Raw genomic sequence first — 20762 nt, forward strand, 5'->3', positions numbered from 1 at the left:
GCCTCTCATGTTCGCCGACAACCCAGGCGTGGGAGAGTTGTGACCGCAACCCCCGGCGATTCGAGAGGAGATACGCGCGTGACGGTGTGGCGCTCGATCGAGGACGTCGACCTCGGCGACCGGCCCAGCGTGGTGTCGATCGGAAACTTCGACGGAGTCCACCTCGGACACCGGCACGTGCTGGCCCGCGCACGCGAGGTCGCCGACGGCCTGGCCGACGATGTGGTCGCCGTGACGTTCGACCCGCATCCCATGCAGGTGATCGCGCCGCCGAAGGCGCCCGCGCGGTTGACCAGCATCGACGCGCGCGTACGCCTGCTGGAGGGTGCGGGTGCCGATCAGGTGCTCGTGCTGCCGTTCGACACGGACATGTCGCGGTGGTCTCCCGAGGAGTTCGTCGACCGGGTGATCGTGAAGGCTCTCCGGACGGTCGCCGTCGTGGTCGGCGAGAACTTCCGCTTCGGCGCGAGGGCCTCTGGAGACGTCGCCTTCCTCCGTGAGCAGGGTGCCGCGAAGGGCTTCGCGGTCGAAGGGCTCGCGCTCGACGGAGAATCCCAGCCGTGGTCATCGACGTACATCCGCTCGCTCGTCGCGGCCGGTGACGTCGCCGCCGCGGCCCATGCGCTCGACCGGTATCACGCGGTCGACGGTGTCGTCGTCGAGGGCGACAAGCGGGGACGCGAGCTCGGTTTCCCGACGGCGAACATCCCGGCGTCGAGCTCGGTCGCCGTGCCGGCCGACGGCGTGTACGCGGGCTGGCTGCGCGTCGCCGACGAGACGGATGCGTTGCCGGCGGCGATCAGCGTCGGCACCAACCCGACCTTCGACGGCGCCGACCGCCGGGTCGAGTCGTACGTACTCGACCGCGACGACCTCGAGCTGTACGGCGTGCACGTCGAGGCGATCTTCGCCGATCGCGTACGCGGTCAGGTGACGTTCGATGGACGCGAGGCGTTGATCGAGCAGATGCATCGCGACGTCGCGGACGTACGCCGCCTGCTGGCAGAGGTCACCGCCCCGTAGCTGAGGAGAGAGTTCTGGCCCTGTGAGGAGAGATTACGTGCCCTCGCACGAGGGCACGTAATCTCTCCTCACAGGGCCAGAACTCTCTCCTCAGCTTGTGTGGTTAGTGCAGAAGCTCAGCGAACCGCTTCGCCTCGCGCTTGCCCGCGGTCGCGGCGCCGGTGTCGAACGGCTTGACGCGCGGGGCGGTCCTGCCGGTCAGCTGCCGGTACGTCTCGCCGGCGATGCCCACCATGCCCTTGGCGAACGGATGGAAGCTCATCGCCCGGAGCAGGTCGATCTTCGAGCCGTTCACCCAGGCGACACCGCTGCCGCAGGCGTCATGCCCGATCGACGCGGGGTACATGTTGATGTACGTGGCGCCGTTGCGCTCGGCGCCCAGCCGCAGCGACTTGTTCAGCCGGCGCTCCAGCTTGTCGCCCCATGCGTAGTCGCCGTCGGCGAAGGGAACCGCATCGCAGGTTCCGATCGGCGGCAGGATCCGCACGTACCCGACGACCGCGACCTCGGCGCTCGGCGCGCGTTTGTGGATCGCGCGCACGCTGCGGGCGATGTGGCCGCGGATACGCTTCGCGTCACGGAGCTTGGTGTCGACGCCGTTCTCAGTGAACTTGTTCTTGCAGGGCGAGCCCGTCGGATTCTGGTCGCGTACCTCAGTGCAGTCCGAGATCAGGCTGCCGAACAGGCCGAAGTCGTTGCCGCCCATGCCGAGCGTGACGAGATCGGTGTCCTTGCTCAGCGCGTCGAGCTGGCGCGCGTTCGTGCCCAGCGGGGTCTCCTGCGGCTTCCACAGGTTGCTCGAGCGAGCGCCGCCGCAGCTGACGTCGGTGTACGTCTCGACGTCGAGCTGGGCAGCGAGCAGGGCCGGGTAGTTTCGGGCGGACACGACGCAACCGAGCGGCCGATCCAGACGGATCGGGTGGATCAACGGTCCGGAGGTGAAGGAGTCGCCGAGCGCGACGTAGTCGTCGTAGTGCGCGCGGCGGCTCCCGTCGTCCGGTTGGCCGGCCTGCGCGCTCGTCGTACCGGCGACGGCGGCGAGCAGCCCGACGAGCGCGGCGGCAATGGGCACCCGAAGCATCTGTGATCTCCCTCATGACGGTGGTCGGTGCTCGGAAACTACCAGCGGGTAACCGGGCCCGACAAGATGTACGGGGAAACTTTTTGGGCGGATGTCCAAATTCGGTGATGACGGCGGCCGGACACTTGTCACCCCCCAGCATGACAAGCGACCGCCTGCTCCGAAACTATATGTAAACACGGCACATATGGTTTGTCTACGCATGACGGTTCCGCGTACGCTGACGGCGTGAAAGCCGACGCCCTCCGTGGGCAGATCGACGCGCTGATCCTCGCGAGTGTCGAGGACGAGCCGCTGCACGGCTACGCGATCTCGGAGCGGATCGCCCGCACCAGCGAGGGCGAGCTCGAGATGGCGACCGGCACGCTGTACCCGGCGCTCCGCCGGTTGGAGAAGGCGAAGCTGCTGCGCAGCGAGTGGAGCACCGTCGGCGGCCGCAAGCGGCGTACGTACCGACTCACCGCGGCGGGCCGCCGGTCGCTCAGCGCCGAGCGGGAGTCGTGGCAGCGGCTGTCCGCGGTCGTCGAGGCGGTCCTGCGACCCGCGAAGGGCTAGATACCTATGCCGCCGCTCGGCGCGCTGAGTCGAGGCCCCGCAGTGCGTCGATGCCGGCGAGCGCGAGCAGCGACATCGGTGCCCACGCGACGGTCGCCGTGTACGCCGCACCGACCAGGGTGGGCTCGCCGCCGATGACGAGCATCGCCGCCGACATGACGACGATCAGCGAGCTCGAGACGATCACGCTGGTGAGCGCGAGGCGAAGCACCCAGTCGCGTACGCCGAGGTAGCGGGCGCCGATCCCGCAGCCGACGACCGTGAGCACCGCGAACGCCATGGCGGCGATGCCGATCAGCTCGACGTAGTCGTCGAGTCGATGGAACAGCCACCCGGTGCGGTCGACGGTCTGCCCGTCCGGCAACGAGGCCCAGATGTCCCAGGCGAACGGCTGGGCGATGACCGCGGCAAGCATCCACATCCCGATCCGTCGGCTCTGGCCGGCCGACAGGATCGCCTGGTACTGAGGGACCACCGTGCGCACCGAGCCGAACTCGCGTACCGCTCGCAGCTCCGCCTCGGCTCGGAGCGCGCCGTCGGCCTCGTACGCCTCGGTCGCGTCGACGAGGTGGTCGTGCGCTTCCCGTACGAGGTCGCGCTTCGCATGCCGTGGACCGCGCAGCGCGGCGTCGAGCTCCGAGACGTACGAATCGAGGGCACCCACCGCCCCATCGTCCCTGGCCGGTGTGCAACCGACAACCGGATTCCCCGGATCTCAGGGCGCGAGTCAGGGGCATCTCGGACGGCACGAACGCGAACGCCGAGCGGCCTTCGACTAGTCGGTGATCGTCCAGTACGCCTGCCGGGCGATACCGCGCATTCCCTTGCCGAACGGGTGGTACGAGGCCGCCTTGTTGATGTTGATGTACTGGCCGTTGACCCACGCCCGCTTGCCGTCACATGCGGTATGACCCCGCGAGGCGGGATACATCCCCACGTACTTGGCACCGGCGTCCTTGGCTGCCGTACGCAGCGACGTGTTGAGCGCCCGCTCGATGCTGTTGCCCCAGCGGTAGTCGCCCTTCGCGAAGGGGACGAGCTTGCGGCAGTAGTCGCCGTCGACGGGAAGGATCCGCAAGTAGCCGACCACCACGATGTCGGCCTGTGGTGAGCGTTCGCGGATATCGGCAAGCGCGCGGTCGATGCGAGGGCGTACGCGCTCCGCAGCCCGCTTCTTGACGTCGACCCCGCTCCGCCCGAACCACTTCTTACACGGTGCGCCGTCGGGGTTCTTCTTCGCGAGCTCGGGGCACTTGGCCAGCAGGGATCCGAACAGGCCGAAGTCATTGCCCCCGATGCCGAGTGTGACGAGCTCGGTGTCGGCGCTCAGGGCGTCGAGCTGGGGTGCGTTCTCTCCACCGCTGATGGACTGCGGCTTGCGGAGGTGGGTCGAGCGCGCACCCGAGCAGCTCACGTCGACGTACGAGCCGACGTCGAGGTACTTCGCGAGCCGGGCGGGGTAGTTGTGGGTCGAGCGCAGGCATCCCGCGGGGTCGTCGCGCATCTTCGGAATCAGCGGCCCGGCGGTGTACGAGTCGCCCATGGCGACGTACTCGCCGTACGCGGGCGCCCTCGTCGACGGGCCCGGCCGGTCGGCGGCAGTGCTGGTGGCGGAGAGCGGGACGGTGGCGACCAACAGGCCGACGCCGAGCGCGCCGAGCTTGCGGAGGGACGGACGAATCATGCGGACGGCTCCTTCTCGGGGTCGGCGTCACCATACGCGCCGGCCTGGCCTCTCGTCCCGAAGACGAGAATCTTGTACGCCCAGTATCGGGCGATGGTCGCGAGCAGCAGCCCGACGAGGTTCGCCGAGATGTTGTCGGCCATCACGGACTGCAGATCGAGTACGTACCGCGACGTCGCGAGGCACAGCGACGGGAGGGCCGTGGCCGCGACGTTGACGAGCGCGAACCGGACGAACTCGCCGAACCAGTACGGTGAGTCGCCGGCGTCGAAGACCCACCAGCGGTTGCCGGCGAAGCTGATGATCGTGCCGACGGCCATCGCGATGACGTACGCCTCGATCGGGCGCTCCAGTAGGACCGGCTGTTCGCCGGTGTGCACCAGCAGGTTGAAGACGGCGATGGTGATGCCGGTCGAGAGCAGGCCGATAACCGCGAAGCGGAGCCCCTCTGGAAGCCTCCGGCGGTCTCGGACACCAACATCCACTTCTACCATCGTGGGAAGAGCGTACGCAATGCTCGGCCCGCCCCTCGGCACCGGGATCGTGTCGAGCCTCAGCGCGGCGCGCGCACGACCTCGGGGAGTGTGTAGCCGTCGAGGGGCGTTGCGGTCGCCGCGTTCGGGCCGCGCATACTCGCTACCTTGCCGGCGCCGTCGAACTCGAAGTGGATCTTCTCGCCGTACGACGAGAAGCCCGACGCCTCGACGATGCGCAGGGTGGAGTCGTCGACGACCTCGAGCCGGGCGTTGTCCTCGGCCGGGTCTGCGTCGGTCAGCCGGATCAGGTAGAGCCGCCCGCCGAGCGCAGCGATGTCGAAGACGCCCCACAGCGTCGCGAACCTGCCGGTGAACCGCTCGAGATCCGCGCCGCTGCGATCGGGCTCGGCGGACGCGGCGAGGTCGATCAGCCGTACGCCGGCGTGCGCAAGCGTCTCGGAGGGTCCGTCGATCGCGTTGGTCAGCACCGAAACGGCGATGCGTCCGTCCGGATCGGCGACCGAGGTGGTGATGTGCCCGGGATAGCCGCCGCCATGGCCGACCATGGTCCGATCGCCGACCGTCACGATCGCGAGCCCGTGCGCGTACCGCCGCCCGGCCTTGCCGGTTTCCCACACCGGATGCCGCATTTGTCGCTTCGACTGGTCGCTGAGCAGCCGGTCGTCGCCTGCGAAGTGCGCGGAGAAGTACGTGACGAGGTCGGAAGCCGTTGCGTAGAAGCCGGTTGCCGACGCGAGCGCGCGGGTGTCGACATGCTCGATCGGCACTCGATGGTCGGCGTACGACAGAGCGCTGTATCCGGTGGCGTAGTCGTCGGCGCGCCGAGACTCGAGCTCGGTGCCCGTGTTTCGCAGCCCCAGCCGCTCGATGATCGTCGCGCGCAGGAGCTCGTCATACGACCGACCGCTCGCGGCCTCGAGCACGAGTCCGAGCAGGCCGTACCCGATGTTGGAGTACTTGAAGCGCTCATTGCGCTCGAGGATCGAGGAGTCGGCCGATCGTACGATCGAGCGCAGCTGGTCACGGTCGGGGAACGCCTGCCACAGCTGCCAGAAGTCGCCGTCCGCGCTGTCGCGGACGATACCCGCTGCGTGGGTGAGCAGCTCGCGCAGCGTCGCGTCGGCGAGCGGCGACGAGCCCAGATCGCTCAACCAGTCACCGGCGCGGTCGTCGAGCCGCAACCGGCCCTGCTCCGCTAGCTGGAAGACGGCGGTGCTCGTGAACGTCTTGGAATGGGACGCGATCCGGAACAGCGAGTCGGTCGTCAGCGGTGTCGCGCGCTCGACGTCGGCCGATCCGTGCGCCGTGGACAGCGCTATCGCGTCGTCTATGAACACGGCAGCCTGCACGCCGGGCACCCGCAGGTAGCCTTGCCGGAAGTCGAGCCAGCGGTCGTAGTACGCCATCGCCGCAGCGGCGACGAGCGGATCGGGCACGGTCGGTCGATCGTTCGTCATGGTTCCTCGTGCCGTCGTCGGATCGGGCGGGGCGGCTCAGGCTAGCCCCGTCGTCTCGCGCGCGGCCGATTAGGGCGCGAACGCGCTCGACTGATAACCTGAGAGGTGCCGTAGAACGGCCACGGACATCAGAGTGCCCGGGTGAACAGGCCCCGGCGCGCCGTGCAACGAATCCTCGAAGGGACAATACGTGGCGACGAAGACTGCCAAGAAGAAGGTCAGTGCGTCGGTGATCGAGGCCTCCAAGGCCGAGATCATCAAGGAGTACGCGACGAACGACGGCGACACGGGGTCCCCCGAGGTCCAGGTGGCGCTGCTGACCAAGCGCATCGCGGGCCTGACCGAGCACCTCAAGGAGCACAAGCACGACCACCACAGCCGTCGTGGCCTGCTGCTGCTCGTCGGACAGCGCCGGCGCCTGCTGAACTACCTGCAGAACACCGACATCGAGCGCTACCGCAGCCTGATCGACCGGCTCGGCCTGCGCCGTTGACACCGACGAGAGCGGCCATCCCGAAGGGGCGGCCGCTCTCGCCGTACGTGGCACCATCGCTATAACTGCATAAACCAACACCATGGAGCAGCTGGCTGTTCGTTCGGCCCGCTCGGTCCTCGGTAGTGGCCCTCGGGATGGCGAGCCCACCCCGCAGGCCTCGATCGAAGACCGGCGCAGAGCCCGATGCCAGACCTGACATCGGCGCGAACGCGACGCCGGCCGCGGCAGCACTGCTCCGCGAAACGCACCGATTCGTGTGCAGAGAGGGGTTTCCCGTGGAGGGACCCGACATCACTTTCGCCGAGACCGTTATCGACAACGGTTCGTTCGGCACCCGCAAGATCCGCTTCGAGACCGGTCGGCTGGCCCAGCAGGCCGGCGGAGCGGTCGCCGCGTACCTCGACGACGACACGATGCTGCTGTCGACGACCGCCGCCGGCAAGCACCCCAAGGACCATTTCGACTTCTTCCCGCTGACCGTCGACGTCGAGGAGCGGATGTACGCCGCGGGCCGCATCCCGGGCTCGTTCTTCCGCCGCGAGGGCCGTCCCAGCGAGGACGCGATCCTGACCTGCCGGCTGATCGACCGCCCGCTGCGCCCGACCTTCAAGAAGGGCCTGCGCAACGAGGTCCAGGTCGTCATCACCGTGATGGCGCTGAACCCCGACGTCGCGTACGACGTGCTCGCGATCAACGCCGCTTCGGCGTCGACGCAGATCTCCGGCCTCCCGTTCACCGGCCCCGTCGGTGGCGTCCGCGTCGCTCTCGTCGGTGACCAGTGGGTCGCGTTCCCGACGCACACCGAGCTCGAGGAGTCCGTGTTCGACATGGTCGTCGCGGGCCGTGTCGCCGAGCAGCCCGACGGGTCGAGCGACGTCGCGATCATGATGGTCGAGGCCGAGTCCAACGAGTCGACCTGGGAGCTCGTCCGCGGCGGTGCGACGGCCCCGACCGAGGGCATCGTCGCCGAGGGCCTCGAAGCATCGAAGGTCTTCATCCGCCAGCTCTGCGACGCGCAGGCCGCGCTCGCCGAGAAGGCCGCGAAGCCGGTCCAGGAGTTCCCGATCTTCCTCGAGTACGAGGACGACGCGTTCGACGCCGTCGACAACGCGGTACGCAGCGACCTCGCCCAGGCGCTGACGATCGCCGACAAGCAGGACCGCGAGTCCCGCCTCGACGAGGTCAAGGCGGCCGCCATCGACAAGCTCGGTGCGGAGTTCGAGGGTCGCGAGAAGGAGCTCGGCGCCTCGATCCGGGCGCTCACCAAGACGCTCGTCCGCGAGCGGGTGCTCAGCGAGAAGGTCCGGATCGACGGACGTGGCCTCGCCGACATCCGTACCCTCTCGGCAGAGGTCGGCGTGCTCCCGCGCGTACACGGCTCGGCGCTGTTCGAGCGCGGCGAGACCCAGATCCTCGGCGTCACGACGCTGAACATGCTCGGCCTCGAGCAGAAGCTCGACACGCTGTCGCCGGAGAAGACCCGGCGCTACATGCACAACTACAACTTCCCGCCGTACTCCACCGGTGAGACCGGCCGGGTCGGCTCGCCCAAGCGGCGCGAGGTCGGCCACGGTGCACTCGCCGGCCGTGCGCTGCTGCCGGTGCTGCCCTCACGCGAGGAGTTCCCGTACGCCATCCGGCAGGTCTCCGAGGCGCTGAGCTCCAACGGCTCGACCTCGATGGGTTCGGTCTGTGCATCGACGATGGGTCTGCTCAACGCCGGCGTGCCGCTGCGCGCACCGGTCGCCGGAATCGCGATGGGCCTCATCTCCGGTGAGGTCGACGGCAAGCCCGCGTACGTCACGCTGACCGACATTCTCGGCGCCGAGGACGCGTTCGGCGACATGGACTTCAAGGTCGCCGGCACCCGCGAGTTCGTCACCGCCCTGCAGCTCGACACGAAGCTCGACGGCATCCCCGCCGACGTGCTCGCCGGCGCGCTGAACCAGGCGCACGACGCACGGCTGACCATCCTGGACGTGATGAGCGAGGCCATCGACGGGCCCGACGAGATGTCGGTGTACGCGCCGCGCATCATCACGCTGCGCGTGCCGGTCGACAAGATCGGTGAGGTCATCGGCCCGAAGGGCAAGGTGATCAACCAGATCCAGGACGACACCGGTGCAGAGATCTCGATCGAGGACGACGGCACGATCTACGTCGGCGCCGACAACGGCGAGGCCGCCGAGGCCGCGCGTACCGCGATCAACCAGATCGCGAACCCGACGATGCCCGAGGTCGGCGAGCGCTACCTCGGCACGGTCGTGAAGACGACGAACTTCGGTGCGTTCGTATCCCTGCTGCCCGGCAAGGACGGCTTGCTGCACATCAGCAAGCTGCGCGTGCTGAACAACAACCAGCGCGTCGAGTCCGTCGAGGACGTCGTCTCGGTTGGTCAGAAGGTCCAGGTCGAGATCGGTGAGATCGACGACCGCGGCAAGCTCTCGCTGGTGCCGGTGGTCGAGGATGACAAGTCCGACAACGATGAGAGCGAGTCCGCGAGCGACGAGTGAGTCCTATCGCGCTCGCGCCCGACCAGGCGCCCGGCACCACCCGTACCGTCCTCCGTTCGGACGACGGCGGACTCGTCCGTCGTACCGTCCTTCCGGGCGGGCTGCGCGTGGTGACCGAGGCGATGCCGGGCGTACGCTCCGCGACGATCGGCATGTGGGTCGGCGTCGGGTCTCGCGACGAGACGCCGACCCTCGCCGGTGCGTCGCACTTCCTCGAGCACCTGCTGTTCAAGGGCACGCCGAGCCGGTCCGCGGTCGACATCTCGTCGGCTCTGGAGGCCGTCGGCGGTGAGATGAACGCCTACACCGCCCGCGAGCACACCTGCTACCACGCCCGGGTGATCGACTCGGATCTTCCACTGGCGATCGACGTGCTGTCCGATATGGTGACCGGCTCCCGCCTCGCCGCCGACGACGTCGAGGCGGAGCGCGGGGTGATTCTCGAAGAGATCGCGATGAACGACGACGATCCCGACGATGTGGTGCACAACCTGATCGTCGCCCAGTCGTGGCGCGGGTCGCGGCTGGGTGCACCGGTCGCCGGTGATCCCGCGACGGTGTCCTCGCTGACTCGCCGCCAGATCGCGGGCTACTACCGCCGTCGCTATCGCCCGTCGTCGATCGTCGTCGCGGTCGCCGGCAACGTCGAGCATCGTGCCGTCGTACGCCGCGTGCGCAAGGCGTTCGAGGCGGCCGGCGTACTCGACGACGATGACGCGATGCCCGCGTTGCCACGCCGCGGCGGGCGCGAGGTGCCGTTCAACGGTGGAGTGTCCGTGCTCGAGCGAGCGACCGAGCAGGCCAACGTCGTGCTCGGCCTCGCCGGCCTACGGCGCGGTGACGCCCGGCGGCACGCGCTCGGCGTCCTCAACGCCGCGATGGGTGGCGGTATGTCGTCACGGCTCTTCCAAGAGGTACGCGAGAAGCGCGCACTCGCGTACTCGGTCTACTCGTTCACCAACCAGTACGCCGACGCCGGCATGGTCGGCGTGTACGCCGGATGCGCACCGAGCAAGGTCGACGACGTGCTCGACGTATGCCGTGCCGAACTGGCGAACATCGCCGCGCACGGGCTGACCGCCGACGAGCTGGCGCGAGGCAAGGGGCAGCTCCGCGGCGGCCTCGTGCTCGGACTCGAAGATCCGGCTTCGCGGATGGCGCGCATCGGCAGGGCCGATCTGCTCCACGGTGAGCTCGCCAGCATCGACGGCCTGCTCGCCTCGATCGACGGGGTCACCCTCGACGACGTACGTGACGTGGCGGGCGACCTGCTCGCGACGGAGCCCGCGCTTGCGGTGGTGGGCCCGTTCGACGACCCGTCCCGCTTCGCCTGAGCCGACGGCGCGTGCGAGTCAGGACTGCGGCGGCGTGGCGGACCGCTCGGCCTCGCTCTTGAGGACGCAGAACTCGTTGCCCTCCGGGTCGGCGAGCGTGACCCACCCGCTTCCGGGGCCGTAGATCCCGCGGTGATCGACGACCTCCGTCGCGCCGATGCCGATCAACCGCTCGACCTCTTCGGCCTGCGCGCGGTCTGCGGGGCGTAGGTCGAAGTGGATGCGGTTCTTGATCGATTTCGCTTCGGGTACCTCGATGAAAAGCACCGTGTGACCGGTCTCGGGGTTGCGGATCATACATTCCTCATGGCCCGGCTCGTTGGGATCGTCGGCGATGTCGACGTACCCGAGCACCTGCTTCCACCACTCGGAGAGCTCGTACGCGTTGGCACAGTCGACAGAGGTGTGCGAGATGAACGAAGTCATACGCGTACTCTTCCGTGCGCGTTTGCCGCTTGTCACTCGGGTCCTTCGTCGGGACTGATACACATGACGGATGAGCGAGAACTACCGCCCGATCGAGGAGGGCGTCGAGACCGACCTGCGTGAGCAGCTGACGTACGGCGGCTACCTTCGTCTCGACCGCCTGCTCGATGCGCAGCGCCCGGTATCGGGTCACCACGACGAGATGCTGTTCATCATCCAGCACCAGGTGACAGAGCTCTGGCTGAAGCAGCTGATCCACGAGCTGCGTTCGGCGATGGCACTGATCGCGAAGGACGAGCTGCCGCCGGCGCTCAAGCGGCTCGCCCGCATCAAACACATCCAGAAGCAGCTGTTCGAGCAGTGGTCGGTGCTCGAGACCCTCACTCCTGTCGAGTATGCGCAGTTCCGCGACTCCCTGGGGCACGCATCGGGCTTCCAGTCGCTTCAGTACCGCACGGTCGAGTTCCTGCTCGGCAACAAGACACCCGGCATGACCAAGGTGTTTGCGTACGACCCGGAGGGGTACGCGCAACTGGAGGCCGACCTCGCCGCGCCGAGCCTGTACGAGGAGTTCCTGCGTCATCTTCGGCGCAAGGGGTTCGCCGTACCCGCCGAGGTTGCCGACCGCGACTTCAGCCGGCCCTACGCCGCGCACGAGGGCGTCACCGCTGTCTTCAAGTCGATCTACGACGCACCCGACGAGCACTGGCAGGCGTACGAGACCTGCGAGGAGCTCGTCGACGTCGAGGAGAGCTTCCAGCTCTGGAGGTTCCGGCACTTGAAGACCGTTGAGCGGGTGATCGGCCACAAGCGCGGCACGGGCGGATCGAGCGGAGTCGGGTTCCTCAAGCGAGCGCTCGAGCTGACGTTCTTCCCGGAGCTGTTGGCGGTGCGCACCGAGATCGGCCAGTGAGCCGGTACTACCATGTCGTCGGCCCCAGGAGGTGGCATGACGCTCAGTTATGACGACGCGCTCGCGCGGGACGCCGCTGACCCACTCGGTGGGTATCGCGATGCGTTCCATCGGCACGCCGACCCCGTCGCGTACCTCGACGGAAACTCGTTGGGTCGCCCGCCCAAGGCCACTCTCGACCGGGTGACGCGCGCGATCGACCGCGACTGGGGCGAGCGGCTTATCCGCGGTTGGGAGGAAGGCTGGTCGGAGCGCGCCGAGACCCTCGGCAACCTGCTCGCGTCCGCGTGCCTGGGTGCTGCTCCGGGTCAGACGGTCGTCACAGACTCGACGTCGGTCAACCTGTACAAGGTCGTGTACGCCGCCTGCGACCTCCAAGGCGGGCGCGACGAGATCGTGATCGACGACGGCAACTTCCCGACCGACCGTTACCTGGTCGAGAGCGTCGCTCGCGCGCGTGGCATGTACGTCCGGTGGCTGAGCCCCGACCCCATCGCGGGCGTCACCCATCGCGACCTCTCCGCGGCGCTGAGCCCGCAGACCGCCGTCGTGGTGCTCAGCCACGTCGACTACCGCTCGGGAGCGATCGCCGACCTGCCCGGGCTCACCCGGCTTGCGCACGATGCCGGTGCGCTCGTCGTCTGGGACGTATGCCATTCGGCGGGTGTGCTCCCCATCGACCTCGATCGCTTCGGCGTCGACTTCGCCGTCGGCTGCACCTACAAGTACCTCAACGCAGGACCCGGTGCGCCGGCGTTCCTGTACGTCGCTGCACGGCTGCTGCCCGACGTACGCCAACCCATCCCCGGATGGTGGAGCGCGCGCGATGTGTTCGCCATGGCCGATACGTACGAGCCCGCCCTCGACGCCCGCCGCATGCTGAGCGGTTCGCCCAACATCCTCGGCATGATCGGCGTCGAGGAGGGTGTGCGCCTGGTCGAGCGCGCTGGCATCGACGCGATCCGGGCGAAGGCCGCCGATCTCACCGGTATGTGCGTCGACCTGGTCGATGCGTGGCTCGCTCCGCGCGGTTTCGCGGTCGTATCTCCCCGCGACGCCGCGGCCCGCGGCGGCCACGTCAGCATCCAGGGGCCGGGTGCGCGAAAGCTGCGCGACAAGATGGTCGCCGCCGGTGTCATCCCGGATTTCCGCAACCCCGACACGATCCGGCTCGGCCTGTCGCCGTTGTCGACCTCGTACGCGGAGCTGTGGACCGCCATGGACACCATCCGCTCGATCGTCGGCCGCTGAGCCGTCACTCCTGCCAGGGGTAGAACGGCGGCAGGTCCTGCGAGACGCGCGACTCGAAGTTCGGGTCGCGCTTCTCGCGGAACGCCTGCACTCCTTCGCGGCCGTCGGCCAGGCTCGCGTAGAAGACACCGAGCGAGTCAACGCGGTGCGCCTCGACCGGATGCGGCTGGGCGCTGTTGCGGTACATCATCTGGCGGGTGACCGCGATGCCGACGGCGGACCGGTTGTCGCTAATGCGGTGGGCGAGGGCGTACGCCTCGTCGAGCAGGCGCTCGGGTTCGTGTACTGACCGCAGCAGTCCGCCGTCGTAGGCCTCCTGCGCGTCGAGGATGTCGCCGGTGTACGTCCACTCGAGCGCGCGCTGCATGCCGACCAGACGGGGGAGGAACCACGTCGAGCACGCCTCGGGCACGATCCCGATCCTGGCGAACACGAAGCCGATGCGCGCGTCGGTGGACGCGAGGCGGAAGTCCATCGGCAATGTCATGGTGGCGCCGATGCCGACGGCCGCGCCGTTGATGGCGGCGATCACGGGCTTCGGGCAGTCATAGATCGCGAGCGCGACCTTGCCGCCGGTGTCGCGTACGCCGGACGCGATGGCGGGGTCGTCGAGGCGCTCGCGCATGTCGTCGAGCGTCGGCCGGAGCGTACCGTCGAGGCCGAAGGCGTTGCCGTCGATCGAGAGGTCCATGCCGGCGCAGAACGCCCGCCCCGCGCCCGTCACCACGATGGCACGTACGTCGTCGTTGCGGCCCGCCTCCCCGAAGGCGTCGACCAGCTCACCCGCCATCTCGACCGTGAACGCGTTCAGACTGGCCGGGCGGTCCAGCGTGATCGTCAGGATCCCGTCCTCGACGGCGTACTCGATGGTCTGGTAGCTCACGGACGCGCTCCTCGGCTCGGTGTCTCGGCCGGGCCATCGTAGGTCCGGCGCCGCCATGTCGCCCGCGGGTGCCACTCTCTACGCGACAGATGCCGTACGCGGGTCGGCGTGAGAGGATCGGGCACATGAGTGACGCGCCGACGAAGGTAGGTGTCCTGGGCGCCCGCGGGCGGATGGGATCCCAAGCATGTAAGGCGATCGACGCCGCCGACGGCCTCGAGCTGGTTGCCGGTGTCGATATCCACGACTCGCTGGCGGGCCTGACGGGCGCACACGCCGAGGTGGTTGTCGACTTCACCCGTCCCGATGTCGTGATGGATAACCTGAAGTGGTGCATCGGCCACGGTGTCAGCGCGGTCGTCGGTACGTCGGGTTTCACCGATGAACGCGTCGAGGAGCTCCGCGAGATGGTCGGCGATCGCGACGACGTCACGGTCCTGATCGTGCCGAACTTCTCGATCGGGGCGGTGCTGATGATGCGGTTCGCCGCGCAGGCGGCCCCGTACTTCGAGTCGGCCGAGGTGATCGAGCTCCACCATCCGGAGAAGGTCGACGCGCCGTCGGGCACTGCGCAGCGTACGGCCGAGTTGATCGCGGGAGCCCGCGCGGATGCCGGCTGCGGCGCGATGCCCGACGCTACGGCATCGGATCCTTCGGGTGCGCGCGGCGGAGCGGTCGGGGGCGTACCGGTGCATTCCGTACGCGCCCGTGGCCTCGTCGCCCATCAGGAGGTGCTGCTCGGCGCGCTCGGCGAGACGCTGACGATCCGGCACGACTCGCTCGACCGGGAGTCGTTCATGCCCGGAGTCGTCGCGGGCGTACGCGCGGTGTCGGGTGCCGAAAGAACGCTCACGGGTGTCGTCGTCGGCCTGGAGCACGTACTCGGCTTCTGACCCTCGCTGGGCATGACGTTCGGGTCGCGACACGCCGAGCGCGCCCACCCGAACGTCATGCTCAGCGGGGCGGGATGGTGAACGGCTCCTCGATCAGCTCGGGTGCGCTGCCGCCCACCGGATCGAGGAGCGGCCCTTCGGCACTCGGGCGCCACCGATGCGGCACCGTGCGGAGGCCGACGGGATAGATGCGGACGCCGTCCGGCCCGACGCGAAGGCGCAGATAGCTCTTGAAGTCCTCGACGCGGAGGCCGGCGAACAGCTCGTTGCCGTGCAGGTCGCGACGGACCTGGCACAAGAACAGGTATGTCGCGAGCACGTTCGCCCCGATGATGCCGCACGCAGCCGACCCGACGACCGTTAGCAGCACGCTTGCGACGAAGGCATTGCCGGGCCACGCGACCGCGCCGACCGCGTACGTCGCGACCACCAGAAGGGCAAGGTGCGCGGCACCGTGCGCGACCCCGGCCACCGCACGCCAGCCGTCGTCGCGACGCGGACGAGCCAACCCGAGCGTCGCCGCGCCGACGAGCAGACAACCGAACAACGCAGGTAGCGAGGCCGGAGCGAGCCGAGTATCGGCGAGCGAGTAGCCGAGCAGTCGGTCGAGCGCGCCGTCGCCCGGCTGGGTGGCGGCGAGGAGCCAGAGCAGCACGATGTACACCGGCCCGAGCATCACCGTCAGCGCCGGGTTGCGCCAGGGGAGCTGCCAGAACCGACGCGAGATCCTTCGAGAGTCCGCGGCATCGGGGAACGTCTGCGTACGACGGAACTCCGGCCCCTCGTCGTCCGCCCAGCGACCGAACCGGACCGTCTCCGGCAGGTGATGCGTCGGCGAGAGGTACGCGCCGCCGCCACCGCAGGTGACCAATGCGGCGGGCCCGACCGGAGCGGGCCGGGTGTACCGCGAGTAGTGGTGGCGATCGCCGGAGCAGATCAGCCGCACGGCGTCGGCGCGGTCGCCGAGGGTCTTGCCGAGGAACTGCTCGATCGTGTCGCTGCCGCGGGGGTCGACCCAGGTGGGTTTCGCCGTGCAGATGATGATGTTGTCGTCCTCGCCGACATGCGTTGCCGCTTCGGCGAAGTACGCGAGCTGTGGCGCGTCGATGTAGGTGTCGAACTGGATGTCGGTGCCCCACAGCCACCAGCCGTACGGCAGCCGCACGGCGAAGTAGCTACGCGACTGGACGGTGCGCCATCCGCCGACGAAGGCAGACGTACGACGATGGGGATCGACCATCCGGACCGTGCCCTTGCGTGGGATCGGCAACGGCACGTCGGCGAGCCAGCCCTGGCAGAACGTCCGGAGGAACGCGGTGAGCCCGTCGTACCAGTCGTGGTTTCCCGGCACGGCCAGCATCGCGGGGGAGGCGGGTCCGAGATCGGGAAGCGCGGCGCCGTAGACCGATGCGGTGCGCGCCTCGTAGTTCGACTCCGACGCCACCGGATACGTCTCGTCGCCACCGAGGACGAGGAGGTCGCCGTGCGGCGGCGCTGCCGGATCGCCTCCGGGCAACGGGTCCGCGGCGATGCTGCGCGCCACCGCGTACGTCGCGTCGAACCCGTCGCCGACGTCGGCGGTGTAGTCGATCCAGACCTCCTCGGACGGCAGCGACATGTCGTACATCTCCGCCGGCTGGGCGGCCTCGTTCTCACGCCGGGCGCCGAACGCGCCGAACATCCGCGCCTGCGCCACCTGCGCGCCGACGCGGACGAGCTGCGCGGGATGCAGCCATCGGACGGGTGCGAGCCGCCGCAACCCGTCGCGTCGCCGGTCACGGTTCGCCGCGCTGGGGTCCATGCGGCTGAACGTATCGTGAGTGGCGCAGATCTGCTGCTGGGGAGCGGCGCGCGCAACGAATGTGCGCCACTCGGATGTCAAACTGCTTCTGCTCAGTCGTCGTCGGCGACCAGCGAGGTGTGCAGCCGAATCTGCTTGACGGTCGTCGCGCCCGAGCCGTCCAGGTCGAGCTCGCGATGTGCGCCGTCCGGCGCCCAGCCGGTGCCCTCGACGAACGTACGAAGGTCGTCGTTCGTCGATGCGACCCACCACGTCGCGCGGGTGAACCTGTCGGCGCGAAGCGTATCCGTGCACGCCTGCAACAGCCGCGAACCGTGGCCCTGACGGCGTGCGGCCCCGTCGACGATGAACTCGGCGACCTCGCCGTCGGCGATCGGGTCGGCGTCCGGGTCGCTCGACGGCGCGGTGACGGCGAACCCGCGTACGGCGGCGCGCTCGAGCGCGACGAGCACCCGGTTGCGGGCGTCGCCCGGCTTGTCCATCGACGCCGACCACTTACGGGCGAACTCGTCGGCGTCCAGGGAGTCGATGATCTCCTGCGGGAGCAGCCCGGCGTACAGCTCGCGCCATGCCGCGACCTGGCAGCGGGCGATCGCGGGTGCGTCGTCGGCCCAGGCGACCCGGACGCTGACATCGGCGGTGGGGGAGGACATGCCGCGATTCTGCCGCATCGCCTCGGGGTCGGCTAACGCCGGCCGGCGAGCCGCACGGCCACCGCCGTTGCCGCGAGCAGAGCCCCGGCGCTGGCGAACCCGGCCGCCGGGCTGACCGCGTCGATGAGTACGCCGGCGGTCGATGCGCCGAGCGCGCTGCCGATGTTGTTCGCGGTGTTGACCCACGTACTCGCCTCCGTGCGTTGGTCGGGCGGTGCCAGCTCGTCGGACGCGACATAGGCGACGACGAACAGCGGCGCGATCGCGACTCCCGTGACCGCCATGACGGCACCGAGCGGGAGCAGCCCGGCCGCGGTGCTCGCGATCGACACTCCTGCGGCCAGGTACGCCACGAGCCCGACCAGCTGCGTCGCGCGGCTCCGGCTGTGTCGGCGGCGACCCCACGCAAGACCGCCCGCCACGCTCCCGCAGGCGATCGCCGCCTCGATGTAACCCGCGGCCGCGGGTGTGCCGTGCTCCTGCGCGCGCGCAGCGATGCAGGTGTACGCGATGCTCAATGCCGCAGCGGTCACCAGGATCGTCGCCAGGACCGGGCCGAACCCCCGCGCCCGCAGCGGACCGGCACCGAACCGGGCCCGCCGGACGGACGCCGCGACGGCGCGACGCCGGGCCGGCGGCGCCAACACCATGCCGAGCGTTCCGATCACGAGCAGCGCCCCGGTCGTCACCAGGGCCACCTCGGCGGGTGCGATGGCGAGGGTGAGCCCGACGATCATCGGACCGACGAGGTACAGCGACTCCTCGCACACGGAGTCCAGGCTGTACGCGCGCTCCTTGAGGGTGGTGCCATCGGTGAGTCGACGCCACGTCGCGCGCATCGACGGCCCGAGTGGCGGAGCGGCAAGCCCTGCGACGAGCCCGAGGCAGACGTACGCGATCGGCGATCCGACGTCGGACCGGGCCAGGGCGGCGATCGTGATGAGTGCGGCCGCGCACGCGCCGGCGAGAGGCGGCAGCACGCCGGCCTGGCCTCGGCGGTCCACGATCCGCGCCTTGGACGGCATCGACAACGAGGCGGCGCCGAACGCGGCGACGACGGATCCGGCGGTCGCGAACGACCCGGTGGCGGTCTGGACGGTGAAGATGACAGACAGCGGGAGCAGCCCGTACGCGAGGCGTCCGACGAGCGCGGCGGCGAACGTCGGCAGTGCGTACGGGAGCGCCAGGACGGCGCGATAGCTCGCCGCATCGGTGGTGCGGGACACGAGGGGCTCCAGTGTGACTCGGCCGCGAGCGCGGCAAGTTCGGGTAGGCGACGATGCGGACGACGTCCGCGCGCCGATCCCTAGTCACAGAGCTGGTGCATGCCCCGCAACATATCAGGTACGAGGCAGCGGCCCGCCTGACATCAAGCACGCCCGAGCAGCGCTACCTGAACCGGCGGCTCACGCGACTCAACGGCTCGTAGGCCGGAATGTCCCTTACGGCGGGGTGATCGACCGAGGCTGCACCGGCGTCGACACGATGAACGAACTGGTGGTCTGCCCGTGCACGAGGAACCTGTCGAGTACGTCCTCGAGCGACTCGATGCTGGGCACATGCACCTTCAGCAGGAAGCAGTCCTCGCCGGAGATGCGGTGACACTCGCTCACCTCGGGTGTACGCGCGGCGAGCTCGGCGATCTTGGGGAGCTGGCCCGGACCCGGGCGGATGCGTACCCACGCCGCGACCGGCAGGCCGACCGCGGCCGGATCGATGTCGAGGCGGTAGCCGCGGATCACGCCGGACTCCTCGAGCCGCCGCACCCGCTCGCGTACGGCCGGCGCGGACATGCCGATGCGCCGGGCGAGCTCGGACGTGCTCAGCCGCGGGTCCTCGTCGAGGAGCTCGAGGATGTGTCGGTTGATCCCGTCGACTTCCATCTCAACCCTCGACCTTCCGACTGCAAAGTAGATCTGTCATTGGCGGGCTGAACCCAAGCCGATCGGCCGGCCTGCCTTCATCTGGCCATGGATATCCCGCGATCTGGCTACCAGTATAGATGCATGGCTCGATCGGTCCCGCCGCATGCGTACTTCGTCGGTAGCGCGGTGTTCCACTACCTCGGCCCGGCGTTCGCCGTCCTGCTGTTCGCGAGTGTCGAGCCGCTCGGCGTCGCGTGGCTGCGGATCGCGACGGCGGCCGCGATCTTCGCGGTCTGGCGACGGCCGTGGCGTGCATTCTCCCGGGCGGCGCCGTCGACGCGCCGGACCGTCATCGGGTGGGGTGTCGTGCTCGCGGTGATGAACTCGTCCTTCTACCTCGCGATCGACCGGCTGCCGCTCGGCACGGTCGCGGCGATCGAGTTCCTTCCGGTGATCGCACTCGCGGCGGTGGCCGTGCGTACGCGGCGCAACGGCATCGCCCTCGTGTGCGCCGTCGCCGGTGTCTACCTGCTCACCGATGTCGCGCTCGTCGCCGACCCCGTCGGACTGGTGTTCGCCGGCCTGAACGCGTTGCTGTTCGCGGCGTACATCGTGCTCGCGCATCGTGTCGCGAGCGACGACTCGGTCGCCGGCATCGACGGGCTGGGCATGGCGATGGTCGTCGCGGCCGTCGTCGGACTGCCGATCGGCATCGGTGACGCGGCCGTTGCTCTCGGCACGCCGATGCTGCTCGCTGCCGCGGTGGGCGTCGGCATCTCGTCGTCGGTCATCCCGTACGTGTGCGACCAGCTCGCCATGGCACGGATCGCCCGCGCGACGTACTCGCTGTTGGTCTCGCTGCTGCCGGCGACGGCGACCGTCGTCGGGATCATCGTCTTGGCCCAGGTGCCGGCGCCCGGCGAGGTGCTCGGCGTCGTACTGGTCGTCGGCGGTGTCGCGCTGCATCATGAGCAGAAGTCCCACGGGGAGCCCGTCTCGCCGGACCACGTCAACGTCTGAAAGGACCCAGCAATGTCCAGCAGGATCTTCTCGATTCCGATCGACTGCACCGACGCCGAGGCGTTGGCGGAGTTCTGGGCGGACGTACTCGACTGGCGGGTCAAGGACCGCGGCTGGCAACGCACCGAACACGGGCCGGACGGAGTGACGATCGCGCCGGACGACGGTGGGATCGAGATCGACTTCCGCTGGACCCCGGACGGGCCGCCGAAGGAGAAGAACCGCATGCACTTCGACATCAACCCGACCGATCGCGACCAGGACGCCGAGCTCGGCCGCCTGCTCGCGCTCGGCGCACGGCAGGTCGACGTCGGACAGCGAGATGACTCGACCTGGTTCGTGTTGGCCGACCCGGAGGGCAATGTGTTCTGCCTCTGTCACACCCGCATCGCTCCGTGAGCCCTGTGTAGGCGCAGT

The 20762-nt window shown here is 69.1% G+C and carries 21 protein-coding genes; 10 read left to right on the top strand and 11 right to left on the bottom strand.

The window, feature by feature from the left end; all coding sequences use genetic code 11:
* Window positions 1-78: 78 nt before the first annotated feature.
* The gene (locus tag L0C25_RS18480) at window positions 79-1023 is read left to right on the top strand and encodes a bifunctional riboflavin kinase/FAD synthetase (RefSeq protein WP_271633212.1); all 945 of its coding nucleotides are present in this window, start codon (window positions 79-81) and stop codon (window positions 1021-1023) included.
* A gap of 103 nt (window positions 1024-1126) precedes the next feature.
* On the opposite strand, the gene L0C25_RS18485 is transcribed toward L0C25_RS18480, so the two are convergent.
* A complete protein-coding gene (locus tag L0C25_RS18485; RefSeq protein ID WP_271633213.1) occupies window positions 1127-2104 on the bottom strand; it encodes an SGNH/GDSL hydrolase family protein in 978 nt (325 codons plus the stop codon).
* 228 nt (window positions 2105-2332) lie between these two features.
* Between L0C25_RS18485 and L0C25_RS18490 the strand changes: the two genes are divergently transcribed.
* Window positions 2333-2659: a PadR family transcriptional regulator gene (locus tag L0C25_RS18490; RefSeq protein ID WP_271633214.1), complete on the top strand. Its 327-nt coding sequence runs from the start codon at window positions 2333-2335 to the stop codon at window positions 2657-2659.
* Window positions 2660-2663: 4 nt separating this feature from the next.
* On the opposite strand, the gene L0C25_RS18495 is transcribed toward L0C25_RS18490, so the two are convergent.
* From L0C25_RS18495 to L0C25_RS18510, 4 genes are all read right to left on the bottom strand, one after another.
* The gene (locus L0C25_RS18495; RefSeq protein WP_271633215.1) at window positions 2664-3323 is read right to left on the bottom strand and encodes a permease prefix domain 1-containing protein; all 660 of its coding nucleotides are present in this window, start codon (window positions 3321-3323) and stop codon (window positions 2664-2666) included.
* 111 nt (window positions 3324-3434) lie between these two features.
* Entirely contained in the window at window positions 3435-4343 is a 909-nt protein-coding gene (locus tag L0C25_RS18500) for an SGNH/GDSL hydrolase family protein (protein WP_271633216.1), read from the bottom strand.
* On the bottom strand, window positions 4340-4828 hold the full coding sequence (locus L0C25_RS18505; RefSeq protein ID WP_271633217.1) for a GtrA family protein: 489 nt from the start codon (window positions 4826-4828) through the stop codon (window positions 4340-4342). Before L0C25_RS18505 ends, L0C25_RS18500 begins: the two co-directional genes overlap by 4 nt.
* A 68-nt stretch (window positions 4829-4896) precedes the next feature.
* The gene (locus L0C25_RS18510) at window positions 4897-6297 is read right to left on the bottom strand and encodes a serine hydrolase domain-containing protein (protein ID WP_271633218.1); all 1401 of its coding nucleotides are present in this window, start codon (window positions 6295-6297) and stop codon (window positions 4897-4899) included.
* Window positions 6298-6526: 229 nt separating this feature from the next.
* On the opposite strand from L0C25_RS18510, the gene rpsO reads away from it, so the two are divergent.
* The 3 genes from rpsO to L0C25_RS18525 all read left to right on the top strand — a co-directional run bounded on the left by rpsO (window position 6527) and on the right by L0C25_RS18525 (window position 10640).
* Complete coding sequence (gene rpsO, locus L0C25_RS18515) at window positions 6527-6790, top strand: 30S ribosomal protein S15 (RefSeq protein ID WP_271636861.1); 264 nt, start codon at window positions 6527-6529, stop codon at window positions 6788-6790.
* Window positions 6791-7068: 278 nt separating this feature from the next.
* A complete protein-coding gene (locus L0C25_RS18520) occupies window positions 7069-9306 on the top strand; it encodes a polyribonucleotide nucleotidyltransferase (protein ID WP_271633219.1) in 2238 nt (745 codons plus the stop codon).
* Window positions 9303-10640, top strand: a complete 1338-nt coding sequence (locus L0C25_RS18525; protein ID WP_271633220.1) for a M16 family metallopeptidase — start codon at window positions 9303-9305, stop codon at window positions 10638-10640. The genes L0C25_RS18520 and L0C25_RS18525 overlap by 4 nt, the downstream gene beginning before the upstream one ends.
* A gap of 18 nt (window positions 10641-10658) precedes the next feature.
* Here the strand turns inward: L0C25_RS18525 and L0C25_RS18530 are convergent, their stop codons facing one another.
* On the bottom strand, window positions 10659-11066 hold the full coding sequence (locus L0C25_RS18530) for a VOC family protein (RefSeq protein ID WP_271633221.1): 408 nt from the start codon (window positions 11064-11066) through the stop codon (window positions 10659-10661).
* 70 nt (window positions 11067-11136) lie between these two features.
* Here L0C25_RS18530 and L0C25_RS18535 point away from each other — a divergent pair, with 70 nt between their 5' ends.
* Complete coding sequence (locus tag L0C25_RS18535) at window positions 11137-11979, top strand: tryptophan 2,3-dioxygenase (RefSeq protein ID WP_271633222.1); 843 nt, start codon at window positions 11137-11139, stop codon at window positions 11977-11979.
* Between the two features lie 36 nt (window positions 11980-12015).
* A complete protein-coding gene (locus L0C25_RS18540; protein ID WP_271633223.1) occupies window positions 12016-13230 on the top strand; it encodes a kynureninase in 1215 nt (404 codons plus the stop codon).
* 4 nt (window positions 13231-13234) lie between these two features.
* Here the strand turns inward: L0C25_RS18540 and L0C25_RS18545 are convergent, their stop codons facing one another.
* Window positions 13235-14113, bottom strand: coding sequence for a crotonase/enoyl-CoA hydratase family protein (locus L0C25_RS18545; protein WP_271633225.1), 879 nt, complete (start codon window positions 14111-14113; stop codon window positions 13235-13237).
* A 125-nt stretch (window positions 14114-14238) separates the two neighbouring features.
* On the opposite strand from L0C25_RS18545, the gene dapB reads away from it, so the two are divergent.
* A complete protein-coding gene (gene dapB / locus L0C25_RS18550) occupies window positions 14239-15006 on the top strand; it encodes a 4-hydroxy-tetrahydrodipicolinate reductase (RefSeq protein ID WP_271633226.1) in 768 nt (255 codons plus the stop codon).
* Between the two features lie 61 nt (window positions 15007-15067).
* On the opposite strand, the gene L0C25_RS18555 is transcribed toward dapB, so the two are convergent.
* The 4 genes from L0C25_RS18555 to L0C25_RS18570 all read right to left on the bottom strand — a co-directional run bounded on the left by L0C25_RS18555 (window position 15068) and on the right by L0C25_RS18570 (window position 19343).
* Window positions 15068-16807, bottom strand: a complete 1740-nt coding sequence (locus L0C25_RS18555; RefSeq protein WP_271633228.1) for a metallophosphoesterase — start codon at window positions 16805-16807, stop codon at window positions 15068-15070.
* Window positions 16808-16899: 92 nt separating this feature from the next.
* On the bottom strand, window positions 16900-17460 hold the full coding sequence (locus L0C25_RS18560) for a GNAT family N-acetyltransferase (RefSeq protein WP_271633229.1): 561 nt from the start codon (window positions 17458-17460) through the stop codon (window positions 16900-16902).
* Between the two features lie 32 nt (window positions 17461-17492).
* The gene (locus L0C25_RS18565) at window positions 17493-18686 is read right to left on the bottom strand and encodes an MFS transporter (protein WP_271633231.1); all 1194 of its coding nucleotides are present in this window, start codon (window positions 18684-18686) and stop codon (window positions 17493-17495) included.
* 216 nt (window positions 18687-18902) lie between these two features.
* Entirely contained in the window at window positions 18903-19343 is a 441-nt protein-coding gene (locus tag L0C25_RS18570) for an Lrp/AsnC family transcriptional regulator (protein ID WP_271633232.1), read from the bottom strand.
* A 123-nt stretch (window positions 19344-19466) separates the two neighbouring features.
* Here L0C25_RS18570 and L0C25_RS18575 point away from each other — a divergent pair, with 123 nt between their 5' ends.
* Window positions 19467-20345 carry an EamA family transporter gene (locus tag L0C25_RS18575; RefSeq protein WP_271633233.1) on the top strand — a complete coding sequence of 293 codons (879 nt, stop codon included), beginning with the start codon at window positions 19467-19469 and terminating at the stop codon, window positions 20343-20345.
* Between the two features lie 12 nt (window positions 20346-20357).
* The gene (locus L0C25_RS18580; RefSeq protein ID WP_271633234.1) at window positions 20358-20744 is read left to right on the top strand and encodes a VOC family protein; all 387 of its coding nucleotides are present in this window, start codon (window positions 20358-20360) and stop codon (window positions 20742-20744) included.
* Window positions 20745-20762: the final 18 nt, after the last annotated feature.

The organism is Solicola gregarius, from assembly GCF_025790165.1.
Classification (GTDB): Bacteria; Actinomycetota; Actinomycetes; order Propionibacteriales; family Nocardioidaceae; genus Solicola; species Solicola gregarius.